At 51.4% G+C, this 16704-nt stretch carries 13 protein-coding genes, 3 tRNA genes and 1 pseudogene; 9 read left to right on the plus strand and 8 right to left on the minus strand.

Features of this window, described 5'->3' with window-relative positions:
• Positions 1-23: 23 nt before the first annotated feature.
• Positions 24-1169 carry a CMY-2 family class C beta-lactamase gene (blaCMY, locus tag FDW92_RS03725; protein ID WP_042312838.1) on the minus strand — a complete coding sequence of 382 codons (1146 nt, stop codon included), beginning with the start codon at positions 1167-1169 and terminating at the stop codon, positions 24-26.
• A gap of 131 nt (positions 1170-1300) precedes the next feature.
• On the opposite strand from blaCMY, the gene ampR reads away from it, so the two are divergent.
• A complete protein-coding gene (gene ampR / locus FDW92_RS03730) occupies positions 1301-2221 on the plus strand; it encodes a LysR family transcriptional regulator AmpR (RefSeq protein ID WP_137400545.1) in 921 nt (306 codons plus the stop codon).
• Here ampR and frdD read toward each other — a convergent pair.
• From frdD to frdA, 4 genes are read right to left on the minus strand one after another with little or no spacing between them, the layout of a single operon-like run.
• Positions 2218-2574 carry a fumarate reductase subunit FrdD gene (frdD, locus tag FDW92_RS03735; RefSeq protein WP_003025535.1) on the minus strand — a complete coding sequence of 119 codons (357 nt, stop codon included), beginning with the start codon at positions 2572-2574 and terminating at the stop codon, positions 2218-2220. The two genes, ampR and frdD, sit on opposite strands and share 4 nt — an antisense overlap.
• Positions 2575-2584: 10 nt before the next feature.
• Positions 2585-2980: a fumarate reductase subunit FrdC gene (gene frdC, locus FDW92_RS03740; protein ID WP_006686290.1), complete on the minus strand. Its 396-nt coding sequence runs from the start codon at positions 2978-2980 to the stop codon at positions 2585-2587.
• 10 nt (positions 2981-2990) lie between these two features.
• Positions 2991-3725, minus strand: coding sequence for a fumarate reductase iron-sulfur protein (gene frdB / locus FDW92_RS03745; protein ID WP_006686291.1), 735 nt, complete (start codon positions 3723-3725; stop codon positions 2991-2993).
• Entirely contained in the window at positions 3718-5508 is a 1791-nt protein-coding gene (gene frdA / locus FDW92_RS03750) for a fumarate reductase (quinol) flavoprotein subunit (protein WP_038636496.1), read from the minus strand. The genes frdB and frdA overlap by 8 nt, the downstream gene beginning before the upstream one ends.
• Before the next feature lie 324 nt (positions 5509-5832).
• Between frdA and epmA the strand changes: the two genes are divergently transcribed.
• The 4 genes and pseudogenes from epmA to FDW92_RS03770 all read left to right on the plus strand — a co-directional run bounded on the left by epmA (position 5833) and on the right by FDW92_RS03770 (position 9852).
• Entirely contained in the window at positions 5833-6810 is a 978-nt protein-coding gene (gene epmA, locus FDW92_RS03755; protein ID WP_003830517.1) for an elongation factor P--(R)-beta-lysine ligase, read from the plus strand.
• Between the two features lie 213 nt (positions 6811-7023).
• Entirely contained in the window at positions 7024-8526 is a 1503-nt protein-coding gene (yjeM, locus tag FDW92_RS03760) for a glutamate/gamma-aminobutyrate family transporter YjeM (RefSeq protein ID WP_137400546.1), read from the plus strand.
• 295 nt (positions 8527-8821) lie between these two features.
• Positions 8822-9538: pseudogene (locus FDW92_RS03765) on the plus strand (hypothetical protein).
• Entirely contained in the window at positions 9538-9852 is a 315-nt protein-coding gene (locus FDW92_RS03770; protein ID WP_042312829.1) for a YjeO family protein, read from the plus strand. The pseudogene FDW92_RS03765 and the gene FDW92_RS03770 overlap by 1 nt, the downstream one beginning before the upstream one ends.
• 55 nt (positions 9853-9907) lie before the next feature.
• On the opposite strand, the gene mscM is transcribed toward FDW92_RS03770, so the two are convergent.
• From mscM to rsgA, 3 genes are all read right to left on the minus strand, one after another.
• Complete coding sequence (mscM, locus tag FDW92_RS03775) at positions 9908-13222, minus strand: miniconductance mechanosensitive channel MscM (RefSeq protein ID WP_042312827.1); 3315 nt, start codon at positions 13220-13222, stop codon at positions 9908-9910.
• A 17-nt stretch (positions 13223-13239) separates the two neighbouring features.
• The gene (asd, locus tag FDW92_RS03780; protein WP_061382723.1) at positions 13240-14208 is read right to left on the minus strand and encodes an archaetidylserine decarboxylase; all 969 of its coding nucleotides are present in this window, start codon (positions 14206-14208) and stop codon (positions 13240-13242) included.
• A gap of 91 nt (positions 14209-14299) precedes the next feature.
• The gene (rsgA, locus tag FDW92_RS03785) at positions 14300-15352 is read right to left on the minus strand and encodes a small ribosomal subunit biogenesis GTPase RsgA (protein WP_169742020.1); all 1053 of its coding nucleotides are present in this window, start codon (positions 15350-15352) and stop codon (positions 14300-14302) included.
• Between the two features lie 105 nt (positions 15353-15457).
• Between rsgA and orn the strand changes: the two genes are divergently transcribed.
• From orn to FDW92_RS03805, 4 genes are all read left to right on the plus strand, one after another.
• Positions 15458-16003 (plus strand): oligoribonuclease, encoded by a 546-nt coding sequence (gene orn, locus FDW92_RS03790; protein ID WP_006686300.1) that lies wholly within the window; start codon positions 15458-15460, stop codon positions 16001-16003.
• A gap of 185 nt (positions 16004-16188) precedes the next feature.
• A tRNA-Gly gene (locus FDW92_RS03795) sits at positions 16189-16264 on the plus strand.
• Between the two features lie 37 nt (positions 16265-16301).
• Positions 16302-16377, plus strand: a tRNA-Gly gene (locus FDW92_RS03800).
• Between the two features lie 37 nt (positions 16378-16414).
• Positions 16415-16490, plus strand: a tRNA-Gly gene (locus tag FDW92_RS03805).
• Positions 16491-16704 lie beyond the last annotated feature (214 nt).

A 16704-nucleotide genomic window follows, 5' to 3' on the forward strand; every position in this document is an offset into this window, starting at 1 on the left:
GCTATAGCGGACCTCGTCGTCAGTTACTGTAATTTTTCAAGAATGCGCCAGGCTGCATCGACGCGAGCAGGATTTGGATAGCTTTTGTTTGCCAGCATCACGATGCCAAGATTTTTTTCTGGAACGAAAGCAACGTAGCTGCCAAATCCGCCAGTGGAGCCGGTTTTATGCACCCATGAGGCCTTCACGGCCGGGGCTGGCGGATTGACCTCAACGGCGGGAAGCGCCGCTAACGCGACTTTACTGTCGCTACCGTTGATTATCGAGTCGGCATTCACCGGCCAGTTCAGCATCTCCCAGCCTAATCCCTGGTACATATCGCCAATACGCCAGTAACGAGCCTGCGCGATTTCAATTCCCTGTCGGAGCGTTTTCTCTTGTACCTGGCTGGCGTCCATGTTGGCCTGAACCCAGCGGGTCATATCGACAAGACTGGATTTTACCCCATAGGCTTCGGCATCAAGCTGCCCCGGAGATACATGCACGGGCCTTCCTTCGCGATAGCCCCAGGCATAATCCTTTTGTTCGCTCTGCGGAACCGTAATCCAGGTATGCGTCAGTTTTAATGGTTGCAGGACGCGTTTGGTCATCGCCTCTTCATAGCGCATTCCTGAAGGTTTCACCGCCAATGCGCCAAACAGACCAATACTGGAGTTAGCATAGAGACGTTTAGCACCCGCGGCCCATTGCGGCTGCCAGTTTTGATAAAAGCGCAGTAATGCCGCTTTATCTGTAACATCGTCAGGTACCTGAAGCGGCAGACCACCCGCCGTATAGGTGGCCAGGTGCAGCAGGCTGATACCCTGCCATTGTTTGCCAGTTAATTCGGGCCAGTATTGGGTGACCGGATCGCTGAGCTTAATTTCACCACGGGCGATAGCATCGCCGCCCAGCACACCGTTGAACGTCTTACTGACTGAGCCTAGTTCAAACAGCGTTTGCTGGGTGACAGGACGGTTTTTGGCGATATCGGCTTTACCCCAGGTAAAGTAATAAGGTTTTCCCTGGTAAATAATTGCCACGGCCATACCCGGAATAGCCTGTTCTTGCATCAGCGGTGTGATGGTGCGGTTTACGATATCGGCAATCTGTTGTTCTGTTTTTTCGGCGGCAAACGTTGAGACAGAGGCTGTCAGCAGCAACGCGCAGCATAACGATTTTTTCATCATGAAATCAGTTCCGTAATAAAAAGCAAAAGGGTGTCCGGGCCCGTCAGACGCAATCAGTTTGTTTGATTTGCAGTGTGTTGACAAACGGTTAAATTTAGCAGCAGATATAAGTTTTTCTAACAGGCCAGATGATGACGCGTAGCTATATCCCTCTTAACTCGCTGCGGGCTTTTGAAGCCGCGGCCAGACACCTTAGCTTTACCCGCGCTGCAATTGAGCTCAACGTAACGCACTCTGCCATCAGCCAGCATGTCAAAGCGCTGGAACAGCAGCTAAATTGTCAGCTTTTTGTGCGCGGCTCTCGTGGGTTGATGCTGACGACGGAAGGGGAAAGTCTGTTACCTGTACTTAATGATTCTTTCGATCGTATGGCGGGGATGCTAGATCGTTTTGCCACTAAACAAACCCAGGAAAAACTTAAAATCGGGGTAGTGGGGACCTTTGCGATCGGTTGTCTTTTTCCTCTACTCAGCGACTTTAAGCGTAACTATCCGCATATTGATTTGCATATTTCCACCCACAATAACCGCGTGGATCCCGCCGCTGAGGGACTGGACTATACCATTCGTTACGGGGGAGGAGCCTGGCATGATACCGACGCACAATATTTGTGTAGCGCGCTGATGTCCCCGCTTTGCTCGCCAGAATTAGCCGCACAGATCAAGGTACCTGCAGACCTCCTGAAATTCCCGCTATTACGATCTTATCGGCGAGATGAATGGACGCTTTGGATGCAGGCCGCCGGAGAAGCGCCTCCGTCACCGACGCACAACGTGGTGGTGTTTGATTCTTCCGTCACAATGCTGGAGGCCGCGCAGGCAGGGATCGGAGTGGCGATTGCCCCGGTAAGAATGTTCACACATTTGCTTGGTAGTGAACGTGTCGTTCAGCCGTTTCTAACGCAGATTGATCTGGGGAGCTATTGGATAACGCGTTTGCAATCCCGACCTGAGACATCTGCAATGCGTGAGTTTTCCCGTTGGCTGGCTGGTGCTCTGCAAAAAAAAAAAGCCCCGCCAATGGCGGGCCTGATAGTTAACGCATGCGATTAGATGGTCAGGATACCAATGGCCGTTACAACGGTCAGGATAGCTGCCAGTCCATAGAATACCCATTTGCCAGCAGGCACGTGGATTTTCAGGTCATGCATCGCGTGGTGCATACGGTGTAAACCGCACCACAGCGGCAGGACAATCATCAGGAACAGGAATGCGCGACCGATAAAGCTCTGCGCGAATGCCAGGACGCGTTCATAGCTGAAGGCATCAGGAACAAAGCCCAGCGGCAGCATAATGCCTACCAGCAGGATCATTACCGGCGCAATGATTGCGCTCCACATACCGCCTGCACCAAACAGGCCCCAGAATACGGGTTCGTCAGAGCGTTTTGGATTTGGATTAATCATTCCGGACTCCTTACCAGAACAGGGCAACAAACAGTATTACTACTGTCGCAACCACAGTAACCGCCCAAAGCCCTTTGATGATTGGCTCTGGCCCCATTTTTTCGTCTTTTACGATGATGTTGGCCGCTTTCGGCGCCAGCTCAAACCAGGTCTTGGTATGCAGCAGCGCGGCTGCCAGGGCGATGATGTTAAGGATCACCACCACCGGGTTCTGCAGGAACCCGACAAAGCCAGCCCAGGATTCCACACCGTGCTTAAGCGCAAACAGGCCGAAGATCAGTTCAATACTGAACCAGACAGCCGGAACGGCTGTGCCTTCACGCAGCATGTAAAAGCGATAAAACGGCAGTTTTTTCCACCAGGTGGACGTCATTGGCCGCACATAGGCGTTGCGTTTAGTCGTCATGTTGCACTCCTTAGCGTGGTTTCAGGGTTGCGATAAGAAAGTCTTTTGAACTTTCAACTTTACCCTGCTGAATGGCCGCAGCCGGATCGACGTGTTTCGGGCAGACTTCGGAGCAGTAGCCCACGAAAGTACAACTCCAGACGCCGTTCGGGCTGTTCAATTGAGCCATACGCTCTTTCTTACCGTGGTCGCGGCTATCTTCGTTGTAACGATGCGCCAGCGTAATCGCAGCCGGTCCAATGAACTCAGGGTTCAGGCCGAACTGCGGGCACGCGGCATAGCACAGACCACAGTTGATGCAACCGGAGAACTGATGATACTTCGCCATCTGCGCCGGAGTCTGGGTGTTTGGACCCTGATCCGGTGTACGCGGGTTACCGATGATGTAAGGTTTGATCGCTTCCAGGCTTTCGATAAAGTGCGTCATGTCGACGACCAGATCGCGCTCAATCGGGAAGTTGCCCAGCGCTTCAACCTTCATACCGTTGGTGTAATCACGCAGGAAGGTTTTGCACGCCAGCTTCGGCACGTTGTTGACCATCATGCCGCAGGAGCCGCAGATTGCCATACGGCAGGACCAGCGATAGCTCAGGTCCGGCGCCAGGTTATCCTTGATGTATCCCAACGCATCGAGCAGAGACGTGGTTTCATCGTAAGGAACTTCGTAGAAAGCACTGTGTGGCGCGGTATCGGTTTCCGGGTTATAGCGCACCACCTCAACTTTCAGGTTTTTCATCTCAGCCATTCGCCTTCTCCTTCTTATCGGCTGCTTCCGCTTCGCCACCGTAAACACGTTTAGCCGGTGGCAGAGTGGTGATTTTCACGTCGCTGTATTCCAGGCGAGTCGTGCCGTCAGCATCGCGGAAGGCGAGGGTGTGTTTGAGGAAGTTCACGTCGTCACGCTCGGTGCAGCCTTCATCCAGACGCTGATGCGCGCCGCGGGATTCTTTACGCGCCAGAGCGGAGTGCGCCATACATTCAGCAACGTTCAGACCGTGACCCAGTTCGATGGTGTACAGCAGGTCGGTGTTGAAGACGCTGGAGGTATCAGTGATACGCACGCGCTTGAAGCGCTCCTGCAGCTCAGCCAGCTTATCAACGGTTTTCTGCATGAGTTCCGGCGTACGGTAGATACCGCAACCTTCTTCCATGGAGATCCCCATTTCGTCACGGATCTTAGACCAGTTTTCGTTACCTTCCTGGTTAACCAGATCTTTCAGACGTTTTTCAATACCGGCAACCTGTGCATCAAGCGCGGCACTGTTTGCAGCGCCAGCCGTTGCAGCACGTTCCGCAGCCTGCTCGCCGGCCATACGACCGAAGACTACGAGTTCCGCCAGGGAGTTAGAGCCCAGACGGTTAGCGCCATGCAGACCAACAGAGGAACATTCGCCGACAGCGAACAGACCTTTAATGCGGGTTTCACAGTGCTGATCGGTTTCGATACCGCCCATGGTGTAGTGTGCGGTCGGACGTACCGGGATCGGCTCTTTAACCGGATCGACACCCACGTAGGCTTTCGCCAGCTCGCAAATGAACGGTAAACGTTCGAGCAGTTTTTTCTCGCCGAGGTGACGCAGGTCGAGGTGAACCACATCGCCACGCGGAGTGGAAATGGTGTTGCCTTTGCGCCATTCGTGCCAGAAAGCCTGAGAAACTTTGTCGCGCGGACCGAGTTCCATATATTTGTTTTTCGGCTCGCCCAGTGGGGTTTCCGGACCCATGCCGTAGTCTTGCAGATAACGGTAGCCATTTTTGTTGACCAGAATACCGCCTTCACCACGGCAGCCTTCAGTCATCAGGATACCGGAGCCTGGCAGACCCGTCGGGTGATACTGAACGAATTCCATATCACGCAGCGGAACGCCGTGGCTCAGCGCCATGCCCATACCGTCGCCGGTTACGATGCCGCCGTTGGTGTTGTAACGGTAAACGCGACCTGCGCCGCCCGTTGCCATTACCACTGCGTTAGCACGGATCTGCACCAGCGTGCCTTCCATCATGTTCATCGCGACGACGCCGCGAGCATGACCGTCGTCAACCAGGATATCCAGAACGAAGTGTTCGTCAAAGCGTTGAATCTGTGGGAACTGTAAAGACGTTTGGAACAGCGTATGCAGCATGTGGAAGCCGGTTTTATCCGCGGCAAACCAGGTACGCTCGATTTTCATGCCGCCGAAGCGACGTACGTTGACGCTACCGTCTTCACGACGGCTCCATGGGCAGCCCCATTGTTCCAGTTGCGTCATTTCAGTTGGGCAGTGGTGGACAAAGTAATCCACGACATCCTGCTCACACAGCCAGTCTCCGCCTGCTACCGTATCGTGAAAATGGTAGTCAAAGCTGTCATGATCCTGCGCGACAGCAGCAGAGCCGCCTTCGGCAGCAACGGTATGGCTGCGCATTGGGTACACTTTTGAGATCAGTGCGATTTTAGCGTTGGGATTTGCTTGTGCGGCAGCAATTGCAGCACGTAATCCCGCGCCACCGGCGCCTATAATGGCAAGATCGGCTTGAAAGGTTTGCACGACATTCCTCCAGATTGTTGTTATTTCATCCCCGCCTGAACTCAGATGCTTCATCGGCTTCAAACAGGTTATGAACGCGTTTCCACTGCTCCTTTATAGGTACAATAGTATAGTCTTAGGGATGTGCGGGAAATTTGACGTGTTCGATTTTTTTAGCGTGTCAAAGGGGGGAATTATCATTGAATTTGATTAATTTAATTACTAAACCACCCCATGTCGCTTTTTTTACCCGATTGCCTGTGCTGATTACTACCGCGTGAAATTTGTCTCGTTAGCGCGATACGAGTAGACTTCGTGCCCTTGTCTTAAATCGGAGAAACAACCATGAGCGAAACGGCAACCTGGCAGCCGAGCGCGTCCATCCCCAATCTGTTAAAACGTGCAGCAATTATAGCGGAGATTCGCCGCTTTTTTGCCGATCGTGGCGTGCTTGAGGTTGAGACCCCTTGTATGAGTCAGGCAACGGTAACGGACATCCATCTGTTCCCGTTCGAAACACGTTTCGTCGGCCCTGGACATTCCCAGGGAATGAATCTCTATTTAATGACCAGTCCGGAATATCATATGAAGCGCCTGCTGGTGGCAGGATGTGGCCCGGTATATCAACTGTGTCGCAGCTTTCGTAATGAAGAGATGGGGCGTCATCATAACCCTGAGTTCACCATGCTCGAGTGGTATCGTCCCCACTACGATATGTATCGCCTGATGAATGAAGTGGATGATTTGCTCCAGCAGGTGCTGGACTGCTCTCCCGCGGAAAGCCTTTCTTATCAGCAGGCCTTCCAGCGTCATCTGGAGATAGATCCACTGTCTGCAGACAAAACCCAACTGCGGGAAGTGGCGGCTAAGCTGGATCTCAGCAACATCGCCGATACCGAAGAAGACCGGGACACCTTACTGCAACTGCTGTTCACGATGGGCGTTGAGCCGCATATCGGCAAAGACAAACCGACGTTTGTTTATCATTTCCCCGCCAGCCAGGCATCATTGGCGCAAATCAGTACCGAAGATCACCGCGTGGCTGAGCGTTTCGAGGTGTATTACAAAGGTATTGAGCTGGCGAATGGTTTCCATGAGTTGACCGACGCGCGCGAGCAGCAGCAACGGTTTGAACAGGATAACCGCAAACGTGCCGCACGCGGCCTGCCACAGCAACCTATCGATACCAACCTGCTTGAAGCGTTAAAAGTGGGCATGCCGGATTGCTCTGGCGTGGCGCTCGGCGTTGACCGTCTGGTGATGCTGGCATTGGGCGCGGAAAGCCTGGCTGAGGTTATCGCATTTACCGTCGATCGCGCGTAATTCACGCTCTCTCCATACAAAGTGGCGGATAAACCGCCACTTTGTAGCATATTTTTTCAATTACCCTCTAATAGCCACAATTTACATCTGGATGTTTGGTATCTTTCAGGTATCAATTCTGTGTTAATTTTTTATCGCTGAACTCCGCAATGAGAGCAGTGCCAATCGGTGAGCGGCGTTTGTTAAACGCTTGCCAGAGTAAGGGATGGTTTAATGACCCAAACAATAAAAAAGATGAGCCTGATTGGTCTCATCCTTATGATATTTACGTCTGTTTTTGGTTTTGCTAACAGCCCCTCCGCGTTCTATTTAATGGGGTATAGCGCGATTCCATGGTATATATTTTCCGCATTATTATTTTTTATTCCATTTGCTTTAATGATGGCGGAAATGGGTTCTGCCTATCGGAAAGAAGAGGGGGGAATCTATTCGTGGATGAATAATAGCGTTGGCCCACGCTATGCGTTTATCGGCACGTTTATGTGGTTTTCTTCCTATGTGATATGGATGGTAAGCACGGCGGCAAAAGTCTGGGTACCTTTTTCGACCTTCTTATTTGGCGCAGACATGACGCAGCACTGGCGTATTGCGGGGCTTGAGCCTACGCAGGTTGTCGGTCTGCTCGCCGTCGGCTGGATGATTCTGGTGACCTGCGTGGCCTCACGGGGGATTAATAAGATTGCCCGTATTACGGCTGTAGGTGGAATTGCCGTAATGTGTCTTAATTTAGTTTTGTTGTTAGTGAGTGTCGCTATTTTGTTATTAACGGGTGGCCACTTTGCGCAGGATATTAATTTTATCTCCTCGCCTAATCCGGGATATCAGTCCGGTCTGGCAATGTTGTCATTTGTTGTATTTGCTATTTTTGCTTACGGCGGAATTGAGGCCGTGGGTGGACTGGTAGATAAAACAGAAAAGCCAGAAAAGAACTTCGCGAAAGGGATCGTCTTTGCCGCTATTGTCATTTCTGTCGGTTATTCACTGGCCATATTTTTATGGGGCGTTAGCACCAACTGGCAACAGGTATTAAGTGATGGCTCGGTCAACCTCGGCAACATCACCTATATCCTGATGAAAAGCCTCGGGATGACGTTGGGTAATGCGCTGCACCTTTCCCCAGAAAGCGCGATGGCGTTGGGCGTATGGTTCGCGCGTATCACCGGCCTTTCTATGTTCCTCGCCTATACTGGCGCTTTTTTCACGCTCAGCTACTCGCCGCTGAAAGCGATTATTCAGGGAACGCCGAAGGCATTGTGGCCTGCGCCGATGACCCGGCTGAATGCGGTGGGGATGCCGACGACGGCAATGTGGTTGCAGGGTCTGTTGGTGAGCCTGTTTATCCTGCTGGTTTCGTTTGGCGGCGACACGGCTTCCGCGTTTTATAACAAACTGACCCTGATGGCGAACGTCTCAATGACGCTGCCGTATCTGTTCCTCGCACTGGCTTTCCCATTCTTTAAAGCGCGTACGGATCTGGAAAGACCGTTTGTGATTTTTAAAACGCGAGCGGCGACGTTATTGACAACAGGCGTGGTGGTATTGGTGGTGACGTTTGCCAACGTGTTCACCATCATCCAGCCGGTGATTGAAGCCGGGGACTGGAACAGCGCATTGTGGATGACCGGCGGCCCGATCTTCTTCTCGCTGCTGGCGATGGCGATTTATCAGAACTACAGCCGCCGCATGGCGAAACAGTTTCGCTGGGTGACAGACTGAGGAAAGGTACATATTGAATTTTCCCAAAGCCCGAATGGAACACCCTCCGGGCTTTTTCATATAAAATAATTTCGAGATTTTTATCAGAATGATATTTGCATATATATTTTATGATTGTTTACATATCCCATCCAGGGAAGTGATTTCTTATGGTGAAAATCATTGCTACTATGAATCTATTTGTAAATATAATTTTTGATTGCTTTTTCTATACATGTGATGTCTATCTCATTACTAATTGAGAACCATAGCTATTGTCGGGTCAATGCTAAATTAACTTTGGTGATGAATTTTCATGATGATTAGCTCTCCACCTTTTTGTGAGATCGATGAATATGGTTTTCCTCATTGGAATGGGTTAGATTTTTTTCGATGGTATGCCTTACCTACTAATTGGCGTTTTATGACTGGGAAAGCATATCTCTGGTATTATAAAACAGCTTGGTTAGTTCACCATAGGGCAATTATAAAACAATACGCTTTTGAAGCAAGAATCCCTGAATTACTCCTTGCAGGTGTTGCTGTTGCTGAAGTAGGCGGAACTCCAGAGAGATTTAAAGGTGTTGGTGTTCTGCAATTTAGACAGATAATTGAAGAAATATTGGGAAAGAACAGTAATGAATCGTCTAATGCTACATCGGTCGGTTCAATTGCTATCCAGATAGGTGTTGCAGCCAAAACTATAGGTATCCACCCTGATAAATTGACTCATTTTCAGCAATTTCGCCTGTCGCAGTGTTTACTTGATAACAGCTTTAACATTCGGGTTGTAGCATTCCATTTACATGATCTTATTTTATATGATAATCCAGACGCTGATACTTTGTACTTGACTGACGAGCAGATAATATTGGCAGGTTCCAGATATAATCGTGGAATAATGTGAAGTAAAGATGATATTGTTCAATCAATTAGTGAGTTGCCCGGTTCTCCGGGGCGTGAATATAGTGAATATGGTCGTCGAATTATAGAAAAGAAAGATATAATACTTAAAATTATGCGAGGCGGTTAATGAGTTGGAAGTCTTTTACGTTGAATTTTATCTGGGGTATAGTAAGTATTATATCGATAATTATATTTTCAACGCAGGACAAGGAATGGTTTATCGATGGCAGGGGAATCAATGATATCTGTGATGTCATGAAATATATTGAGAATGATGATATTCGAACTGTGGGTATAGCTTTAACTCTACCTCTGTTTATTCCTTTTATCTATGCAACTGTATGGAGAAGGCAACGTAGTATCTGGCAATATTCTGTTATAGCGGCTCTCCTGTTCTTTTGGTTATGGCGCTTTGTTATACGATACCAATTATGTTGGTAAATAAGACGTTGGGTAGTGCTCAACACACCCAACGTTCATCTTATTGTGACACGATTTACAAACTCCCCGCCGGGCGGTTGCCTCTGCCCGCAGAACTTAACGTTCTTCCCGTTTGTTTACCGCCAAGGCTCTCCAGACGCATCTGGAACGGCGGGAATGGCATATCAATACCGTGTTCGCGGAAGCCTGCCAGAATCAGCTGGTGGATCTCATGACGCAGCGGCATACGGTGTCCCATCTCTGCGGCATAAATACGCAGTTCGAAGATTTGAATCCCCTGCTGCAGATCTACCAGAAAGACTTCTGGCGCCGGGTTATCGATAACCAGCGAACAGCGCTGCGCGGCAGTCAGCAAAATCTGCGTGACCTCCTCGCTGTTAGCCTCTGACGGCGCCGGGATAGTTAACACCACACGGGTGACCGAATCTGACAACGACCAGTTGATAAACTGCTCGGTGATAAAGGCCTTATTGGGCACGATGATCTCTTTGCGGTCCCAGTCGCTGATGGTGGTGGCGCGAGTGTTAATCTTCGTCACGCTACCGGTAAGATCGCGAATGGTCACCGTGTCGCCAATGCGAATCGGTTTCTCAAACAGGATAATCAGGCCGGAAATAAAGTTGGCGAAGATTTCCTGCAAACCAAAGCCCAGACCAACACCGAGAGCAGCCACCAGCCATTGCAGTTTGGACCACTCAATGCCGATCATCGAGAAGCCAACCAGACCGCCAATCAGCATCAGCAAATACTTGGTAATGGTGGTAATGGCGTAACCGGTGCCGGGGGTTAAATCCAGATGTTGCAGCAGCGCCAGCTCCAGCAACGCGGGGAGGTTGCGCACTAACTGGGTGGTGATGATAAATACCAGTATCGCGATGAGCACCGCGCCCAGCGTGATCGGCTCTAAGCTTTCCACGCCTTGCACCGTAGAGGTGACATCCCACAACGAGATGTTTTCCAGGAAGCCAAATGCGGAATGAATTTCTGACCACAGTACAATGACTGAAAGCAGGGCGATAAGCATCAGGATTGAGCGCACCAGACGTAGCGATTGTGCGCTGATCGCGTCGAGATCCACTTCGCTTTCATCAACGTCAATTGCGCCTTCAAGACTGGTGGAGTGCGGCGGTTCTTCTTCACCCCGCGCGCGCTGTGCCAGCATTTCGGCGCGTCGATGCTTGGCGCGGTCGAACGCCAGGCGGCGGCGCTGGATCAGCATCCAACGGCGAATAACGTGATACACCACCAGTAACAAGAACCAGATAGCCACGGACGTTTCCAGACGTGCCAGTAGAGCTTGTGATGTGGCGAGATAGCCGACTGCGGCCGCGAGGATGGCAATCAGCGGAGCGCCCATCAACATATTCCACAGCATGCTGTTGACCATGTTATCGCTGTTGCCCTCTTTATCGAGGTACAGCGGTATCCCGGCGCGCTTCAGGCTCAGAGTCACGACCGCCAGCGCGCCGCAAATCAAGATAAAGCACAAGCGTCCCAATGAGGCGGAGAATTCCCGGTCATTGAGGTTATCAAACATGATTACCGCCATGATCAGCGGGACAATCAGCCCGATACTCATCAGGTAATAGTGCATGGCCTTCGCGACGCGATTACGCGGCCAGCCAAAGTGGGCAATGAACAGACCGTTAGGGCGTGCAAAGGTGGCGCAAATCATCACCGCCCACAGCATGGGCACCGTGGCGGTTACGCCATCGCCGATAGCGACAGCCAACGGATAAGGCCAGGCTTCCTGCAAGCCGTAACCCAGGGTGGCCCACAGCACCGGTAGCGGTGAGGCGACGAGTATCGACCAGAATACCGTGCGTATCGTCAGCCAGAAGTGGTCCTGGGTCACTTTACCCACTCGCGCGGACGAGCGTTCAAGAAAACGGGTAAAGTGTTTGCGAGAATAGAGGCTAAATCCAACCAGCACCAGCGCACCGAACAGTGGTAGCAGCGTTTCCTTGCTGGTCAGCATCATGATGCTGGCTTTACCTAACTGATTAAAGGTATCTAATGAGATCAGACGCCGCAGATCCTGAACAATGTCAACAGGCCAGGAGAGTGAGATAGGGCTGACGTCAGACGTCCAGAACAGATAGCGGTGCGTCGCTTCGTTGACCTCTTTTAGCGCATCTTCCAGTTGGCTATTGGAGACTTTTAGCTTGGTCAGTTCAAGGATCAGCGTATCGCCACCCTGTAACAGTGAGTTCAGCAATTCACGCTGAGTGCGCAACTGGGCGTTGAGGATGCTGCTCTGTTCCGCGGTCAGCGGTTGCCCATCGGCCTGATGGATCTGGCGCAGTTGCGGCTGTTTATTGAGTAGATCTTCATAGCGCATACGATGCACGCGTAGCTGCGCCATTTCGGTATCTAACTGCTGAGGTTTGGGCATTTCGGGCAGACGAGATACCTGCGCGCGTAGTGCTTCCCCCAGCATATTCGAGACCCCAAGCCACTGGGACTGTTCGCGCAGCGTATTCAACGCCTGACGCACCTGCAGCGTTTGGCTGGTGGCCTGACGCTGTTGCGATGCGACCAGGTCCATTCGCTGTGCCTGTTGGTTTAAGGCCTGGGACAGTTCGCGGTTAACCTTGAACTGGTCAACAATGCCTTCGGGCAATCCCGCACTGTTTTCCGCCAGCAGTTCGGTGCTCTCCAGCGCTCGCTCAGCTTCACGCTGCCGCTGACTGTTGAGTTGATTACGTAATGCCTGCAGATAGGCGTCGAGCTGCTGGCTCTGTTTTTCTGCCAGTTCTGAGCGCATACGCGCCAGTTCCTGACGGTTGTTGGCGGAAAGCTGCGCCAGCTCCAGTTCATCGACCAGGGCTTTGAGTTTGGCTGATTCAGCCTGCATCGCCTGATTCTGCGCGGGATTGGCGTTGGCGGTACCAATACGCCGCTCAAGCTCATTTAGCTGGCGGCGGGCATCGGTTTGCTGTTGAGGGAGCTGGCTTAACGAGTCGGCGATTTCCCGGGCGCGATCCTGCTCCTGCTGGGCCTGACGACTCTTTTCCAGCAACTGACTGCTGACCTGGAGGATCTCCTGGTTTAACGCATCAGTTGTCAGTCCGCTTGGTACGTTGCGCGGTTCGTCACGCAGATTGCTAAGCTGTGCGCGTAGCGTTGCGGAGAGCTTGGGGAAGTTATCAATAACCTGCTGATATTGCGCAGCGCGCTCAAGAGAGCCTTTACGCTCCTCAAGGGCATTCAGTGCGGACTGGAGCGCCTCAACGGTTTCTGGCTGAGCGGGTTTCGCCGCCTTGGCCTGCTCCAGTTCCTGGGTGAGTTGTTTGGCGTCGGGGGCCGTCGCAGCGTACGCCCCCAGGCTGAGGCACCAGGCCATCAGAAAAGTGATAATCAGGCGCACAGCAGCGATTCCTATGTTTAAGTTTCGTCTTTTTTGTCGTCAACCAGCGGGCTGGCGTCGTGTTCTGCTTCGATCTCTTCTTTCGGCAGTGGGGCAGGTTCTGCCTCTGGCGTCACGAAAGTCTCTGTTGAGATGGCCATTGGCTGACCGATTTTCGTGACTGAAAGGTCCTGCAATTGCTCAACCAGGTTAACTTTGCCCGGTGCAAACAGGTTGATGACAGTAGAACCGAGCTTAAAGCGGCCCATTTCCTGACCTTTGAGCAGTGCCACTGACCCTTCGCTTTCGCCTTCCGGCCAGGTCCAGCGTTTAATTACGCCTTCACGCGGCGGGGTAATGGTACCAGCCCAGACGGTTTCAATGCTGCCAACGATAGTTGCCCCGACCAGAATTTGCACCATCGGGCCAAACTCGGTATCAAACAGGCAAATAACGCGTTCGTTACGGGCAAACAGGTTCGGTACGTTTTGCGCCGTCAGGATGTTTACAGAGAAGAGGTCACCCGGCACGTACATCATTTCGCGCAGGATACCGTTACAGGGCATATGTACGCGGTGGTAATCGCGTGGTGATAAGTACGTGGTAACAAACGTACCGTTGCGGAATTTGTCCGCCATCTGGTAGTTGCCGGCCAACAGCGCTTCAAGCGTATAGCTGTGCCCTTTGGCCTGTAACAGCTTGTCTTCTTCGATGTTACCTAATTGGTTAATCACACCGTCAGCAGGCATGACCAGTACATTAGGATCGGTGTTAATTGGACGAGCTTCGTCGCGCAGGGGACGAACAAAGAAGTCGTTAAAGGTGCGATAGCTGGCTGTATCCGGCTTTTGCGCCTCTTTCATATCGACCTTGTAATATTTCACGAACAGATCGATTACCAGTTTGGTCAGCCATCCCGCTCGTTTGCTCGCACCCCAACCCGCCAGGCGAGTGAGCCATAGTTTCGGCAGAATGTATTGTAGCGAAAGCTTAAATGAGTTTAACAAGGTAGCCTCCAGGCCATAATTTGTTCCCGATCCGGCATACGGGCCGGATCCTGAAAAAGGGGGACGATTCTAGCGATGCTTAGCTTAGTTGTCAGTTGTCTGTATCAGAAAAGTTTTTACGCGTTTTTACCTGCGCCATGCTTTCCAGGATGCGGTGATAATTTTCAAACCGAGTTTCGGCTATTTCCCCTTTTTCTACAGCCTCACGGATAGCACAGCCTGGATCGGTATCATGCTTGCAGTCGCGGTATTTACAATGACCCAGGTAGTCATGGAATTCGACAAAACCATGGGTGATTTGTTCCGGTTCCAGATGCCACAGTCCGAACTCGCGTACGCCCGGGGAGTCGATAACGTCGCCGCCATGTGGGAAGTGATACAGGCGAGAAGCGGTAGTGGTGTGCTGCCCAAGACCGGAGTTATCGGAGACATCGTTGGTCAGGATCGCTTCCTGCAGGCCGAGAAGATTATTGAGCAGGCTGGATTTACCTACACCCGACTGGCCAGCAAAAATGCTGATGCGATCGGTTAATGCTTCTTCAAGCGGTTTCAGACCGTCTTTAGTGCGGCTTGATACCATCAACACGCGATAGCCAATGCTGCGATAGATATCCATCTGTTCGTTAACAAAGGCCATGCCCTCGGCATCCAGCAGATCGATCTTATTCAGTACGATAATCGGTTCGACGTGTAGCGTTTCGCAGGCAACCAGATAGCGGTCGATAATATTGAGTGACAGCTCGGGTAAGATGGCTGAGACAATAACAATTTGGTCGATGTTGGCAGCAATCGGCTTTACCCCGTCGTAAAAGTCGGGACGTGTCAGTACCGAGGTGCGCTCGTGTACCGCCTCTACGATGCCTTTGACATTTACGCCTTCTGCGGCCGCTTTACCTGGACGCCAGACGACGCGATCGCCGGTAACCAGCGAACGAATTGTGCGGCGGATGTTGCAGCGGTGAATGTCGCCGTCAGCAGATTCCACGTCGGCATGCATGCCAAAACGGCTGATCACGATGCCTTCAGCAGTTTCGCCAAACAGGTTGTCGTCATAGTCGGGCTTCTCCGCGGACGTTTTAAGACGACGCTGGTGATTGGCGTTCACACGGCGCTGTTGGCCTTTGGAGAGTTTATTCTTACTCAATCGGACTGGCTCCTGGTCGCCCATGATGGGCAAAACATTTATGATACACGCAATTTTAGATGAATATAGTCACACTGAATGTGACGCTGAAGGGTGGAAAATAGCATGAGTGCCAATGAAAACAACCTGATTTGGATCGATCTGGAGATGACAGGTCTGGATCCCGAGCGCGATCGCATTATTGAGATCGCCACACTGGTGACGGATGCCAACTTAAATATTCTGGCTGAAGGACCGACGATTGCGGTGCACCAGTCTGACGAACAACTGGCATTAATGGATGACTGGAACGTACGTACGCATACCGGTAGCGGGCTGGTGGAACGGGTAAAGGCGAGCACCATGGGCGATCGCGAAGCAGAACTGGCTACGCTGGCATTTTTGCAAGAATGGGTTCCGGCAGGAAAATCACCTATCTGCGGCAACAGCATCGGGCAGGATCGTCGTTTCCTGTTTAAATACATGCCGGAGCTGGAGGCGTATTTCCATTACCGCTATCTCGACGTCAGCACGCTGAAAGAGCTGGCGCGTCGTTGGAAGCCGGAGATCCTTGCTGGCTTCACCAAGCAAGGAACGCATCAGGCGATGGATGACATCCGTGAGTCGGTTGCTGAGCTTGCTTACTATCGCGAACATTTTATTAAGCTTTGATTTTATTCTCCGGTGACTTGCGTCACCGGGGTTTTGACGCTAAATTGTTCAGCTTGATTGTAAAGTAATCACTTGAACGGATTTTCAAAAAAAACGTATTCAGGGGGGTTGCAGCTAAACGGATTTCTCGTATAATGCGCCTCCCGTAACGACGCAGAAATGCGAATTACGACAGCAACAAATTTGCGGGAATAGCTCAGTTGGTAGAGCACGACCTTGCCAAGGTCGGGGTCGCGAGTTCGAGTCTCGTTTCCCGCTCCAAAATTTGAAAGTGCTTGTTCAGCACAGACACACCCAAGCGGGAATAGCTCAGTTGGTAGAGCACGACCTTGCCAAGGTCGGGGTCGCGAGTTCGAGTCTCGTTTCCCGCTCCAAAATTTGAAAGTGCTTGTTCAGCACAGACACACCCAAGCGGGAATAGCTCAGTTGGTAGAGCACGACCTTGCCAAGGTCGGGGTCGCGAGTTCGAGTCTCGTTTCCCGCTCCAAATTCTTATCTCAAAAAAATATCCACAACGAAGAATCGCGTTGGGGACGTTTTGTTTCGTCGTTGACATACTCTTGTAAACAGACTTATCCACAGGCCCGGGTATTATTCCTGGAATGCAAAAAACTTCGCCTAGTTAATAGTATCATTTTAACACATTGAAATTATTGGATTAATTATCATTTCAAATTGTTAATGCGATCACTTGACGATTT

The sequence above is a fragment of the Citrobacter sp. wls706 genome (assembly GCF_005281305.1).
Lineage (GTDB): Bacteria > Pseudomonadota > Gammaproteobacteria > Enterobacterales > Enterobacteriaceae > Citrobacter > Citrobacter werkmanii.

Coding starts and splice junctions, on each gene's coding strand:
- blaCMY (WP_042312838.1), bottom strand. CDS start 1,169: ATGATGAAAAAATCGTTATGCTGCGCGTTGCTGCTGACAGCCTCTGTC.
- ampR (WP_137400545.1), top strand. CDS start 1,301: ATGACGCGTAGCTATATCCCTCTTAACTCGCTGCGGGCTTTTGAAGCC.
- frdD (WP_003025535.1), bottom strand. CDS start 2,574: ATGATTAATCCAAATCCAAAACGCTCTGACGAACCCGTATTCTGGGGC.
- frdC (WP_006686290.1), bottom strand. CDS start 2,980: ATGACGACTAAACGCAACGCCTATGTGCGGCCAATGACGTCCACCTGG.
- frdB (WP_006686291.1), bottom strand. CDS start 3,725: ATGGCTGAGATGAAAAACCTGAAAGTTGAGGTGGTGCGCTATAACCCG.
- epmA (WP_003830517.1), top strand. CDS start 5,833: ATGAGCGAAACGGCAACCTGGCAGCCGAGCGCGTCCATCCCCAATCTG.
- yjeM (WP_137400546.1), top strand. CDS start 7,024: ATGACCCAAACAATAAAAAAGATGAGCCTGATTGGTCTCATCCTTATG.
- FDW92_RS03770 (WP_042312829.1), top strand. CDS start 9,538: ATGAGTTGGAAGTCTTTTACGTTGAATTTTATCTGGGGTATAGTAAGT.
- orn (WP_006686300.1), top strand. CDS start 15,458: ATGAGTGCCAATGAAAACAACCTGATTTGGATCGATCTGGAGATGACA.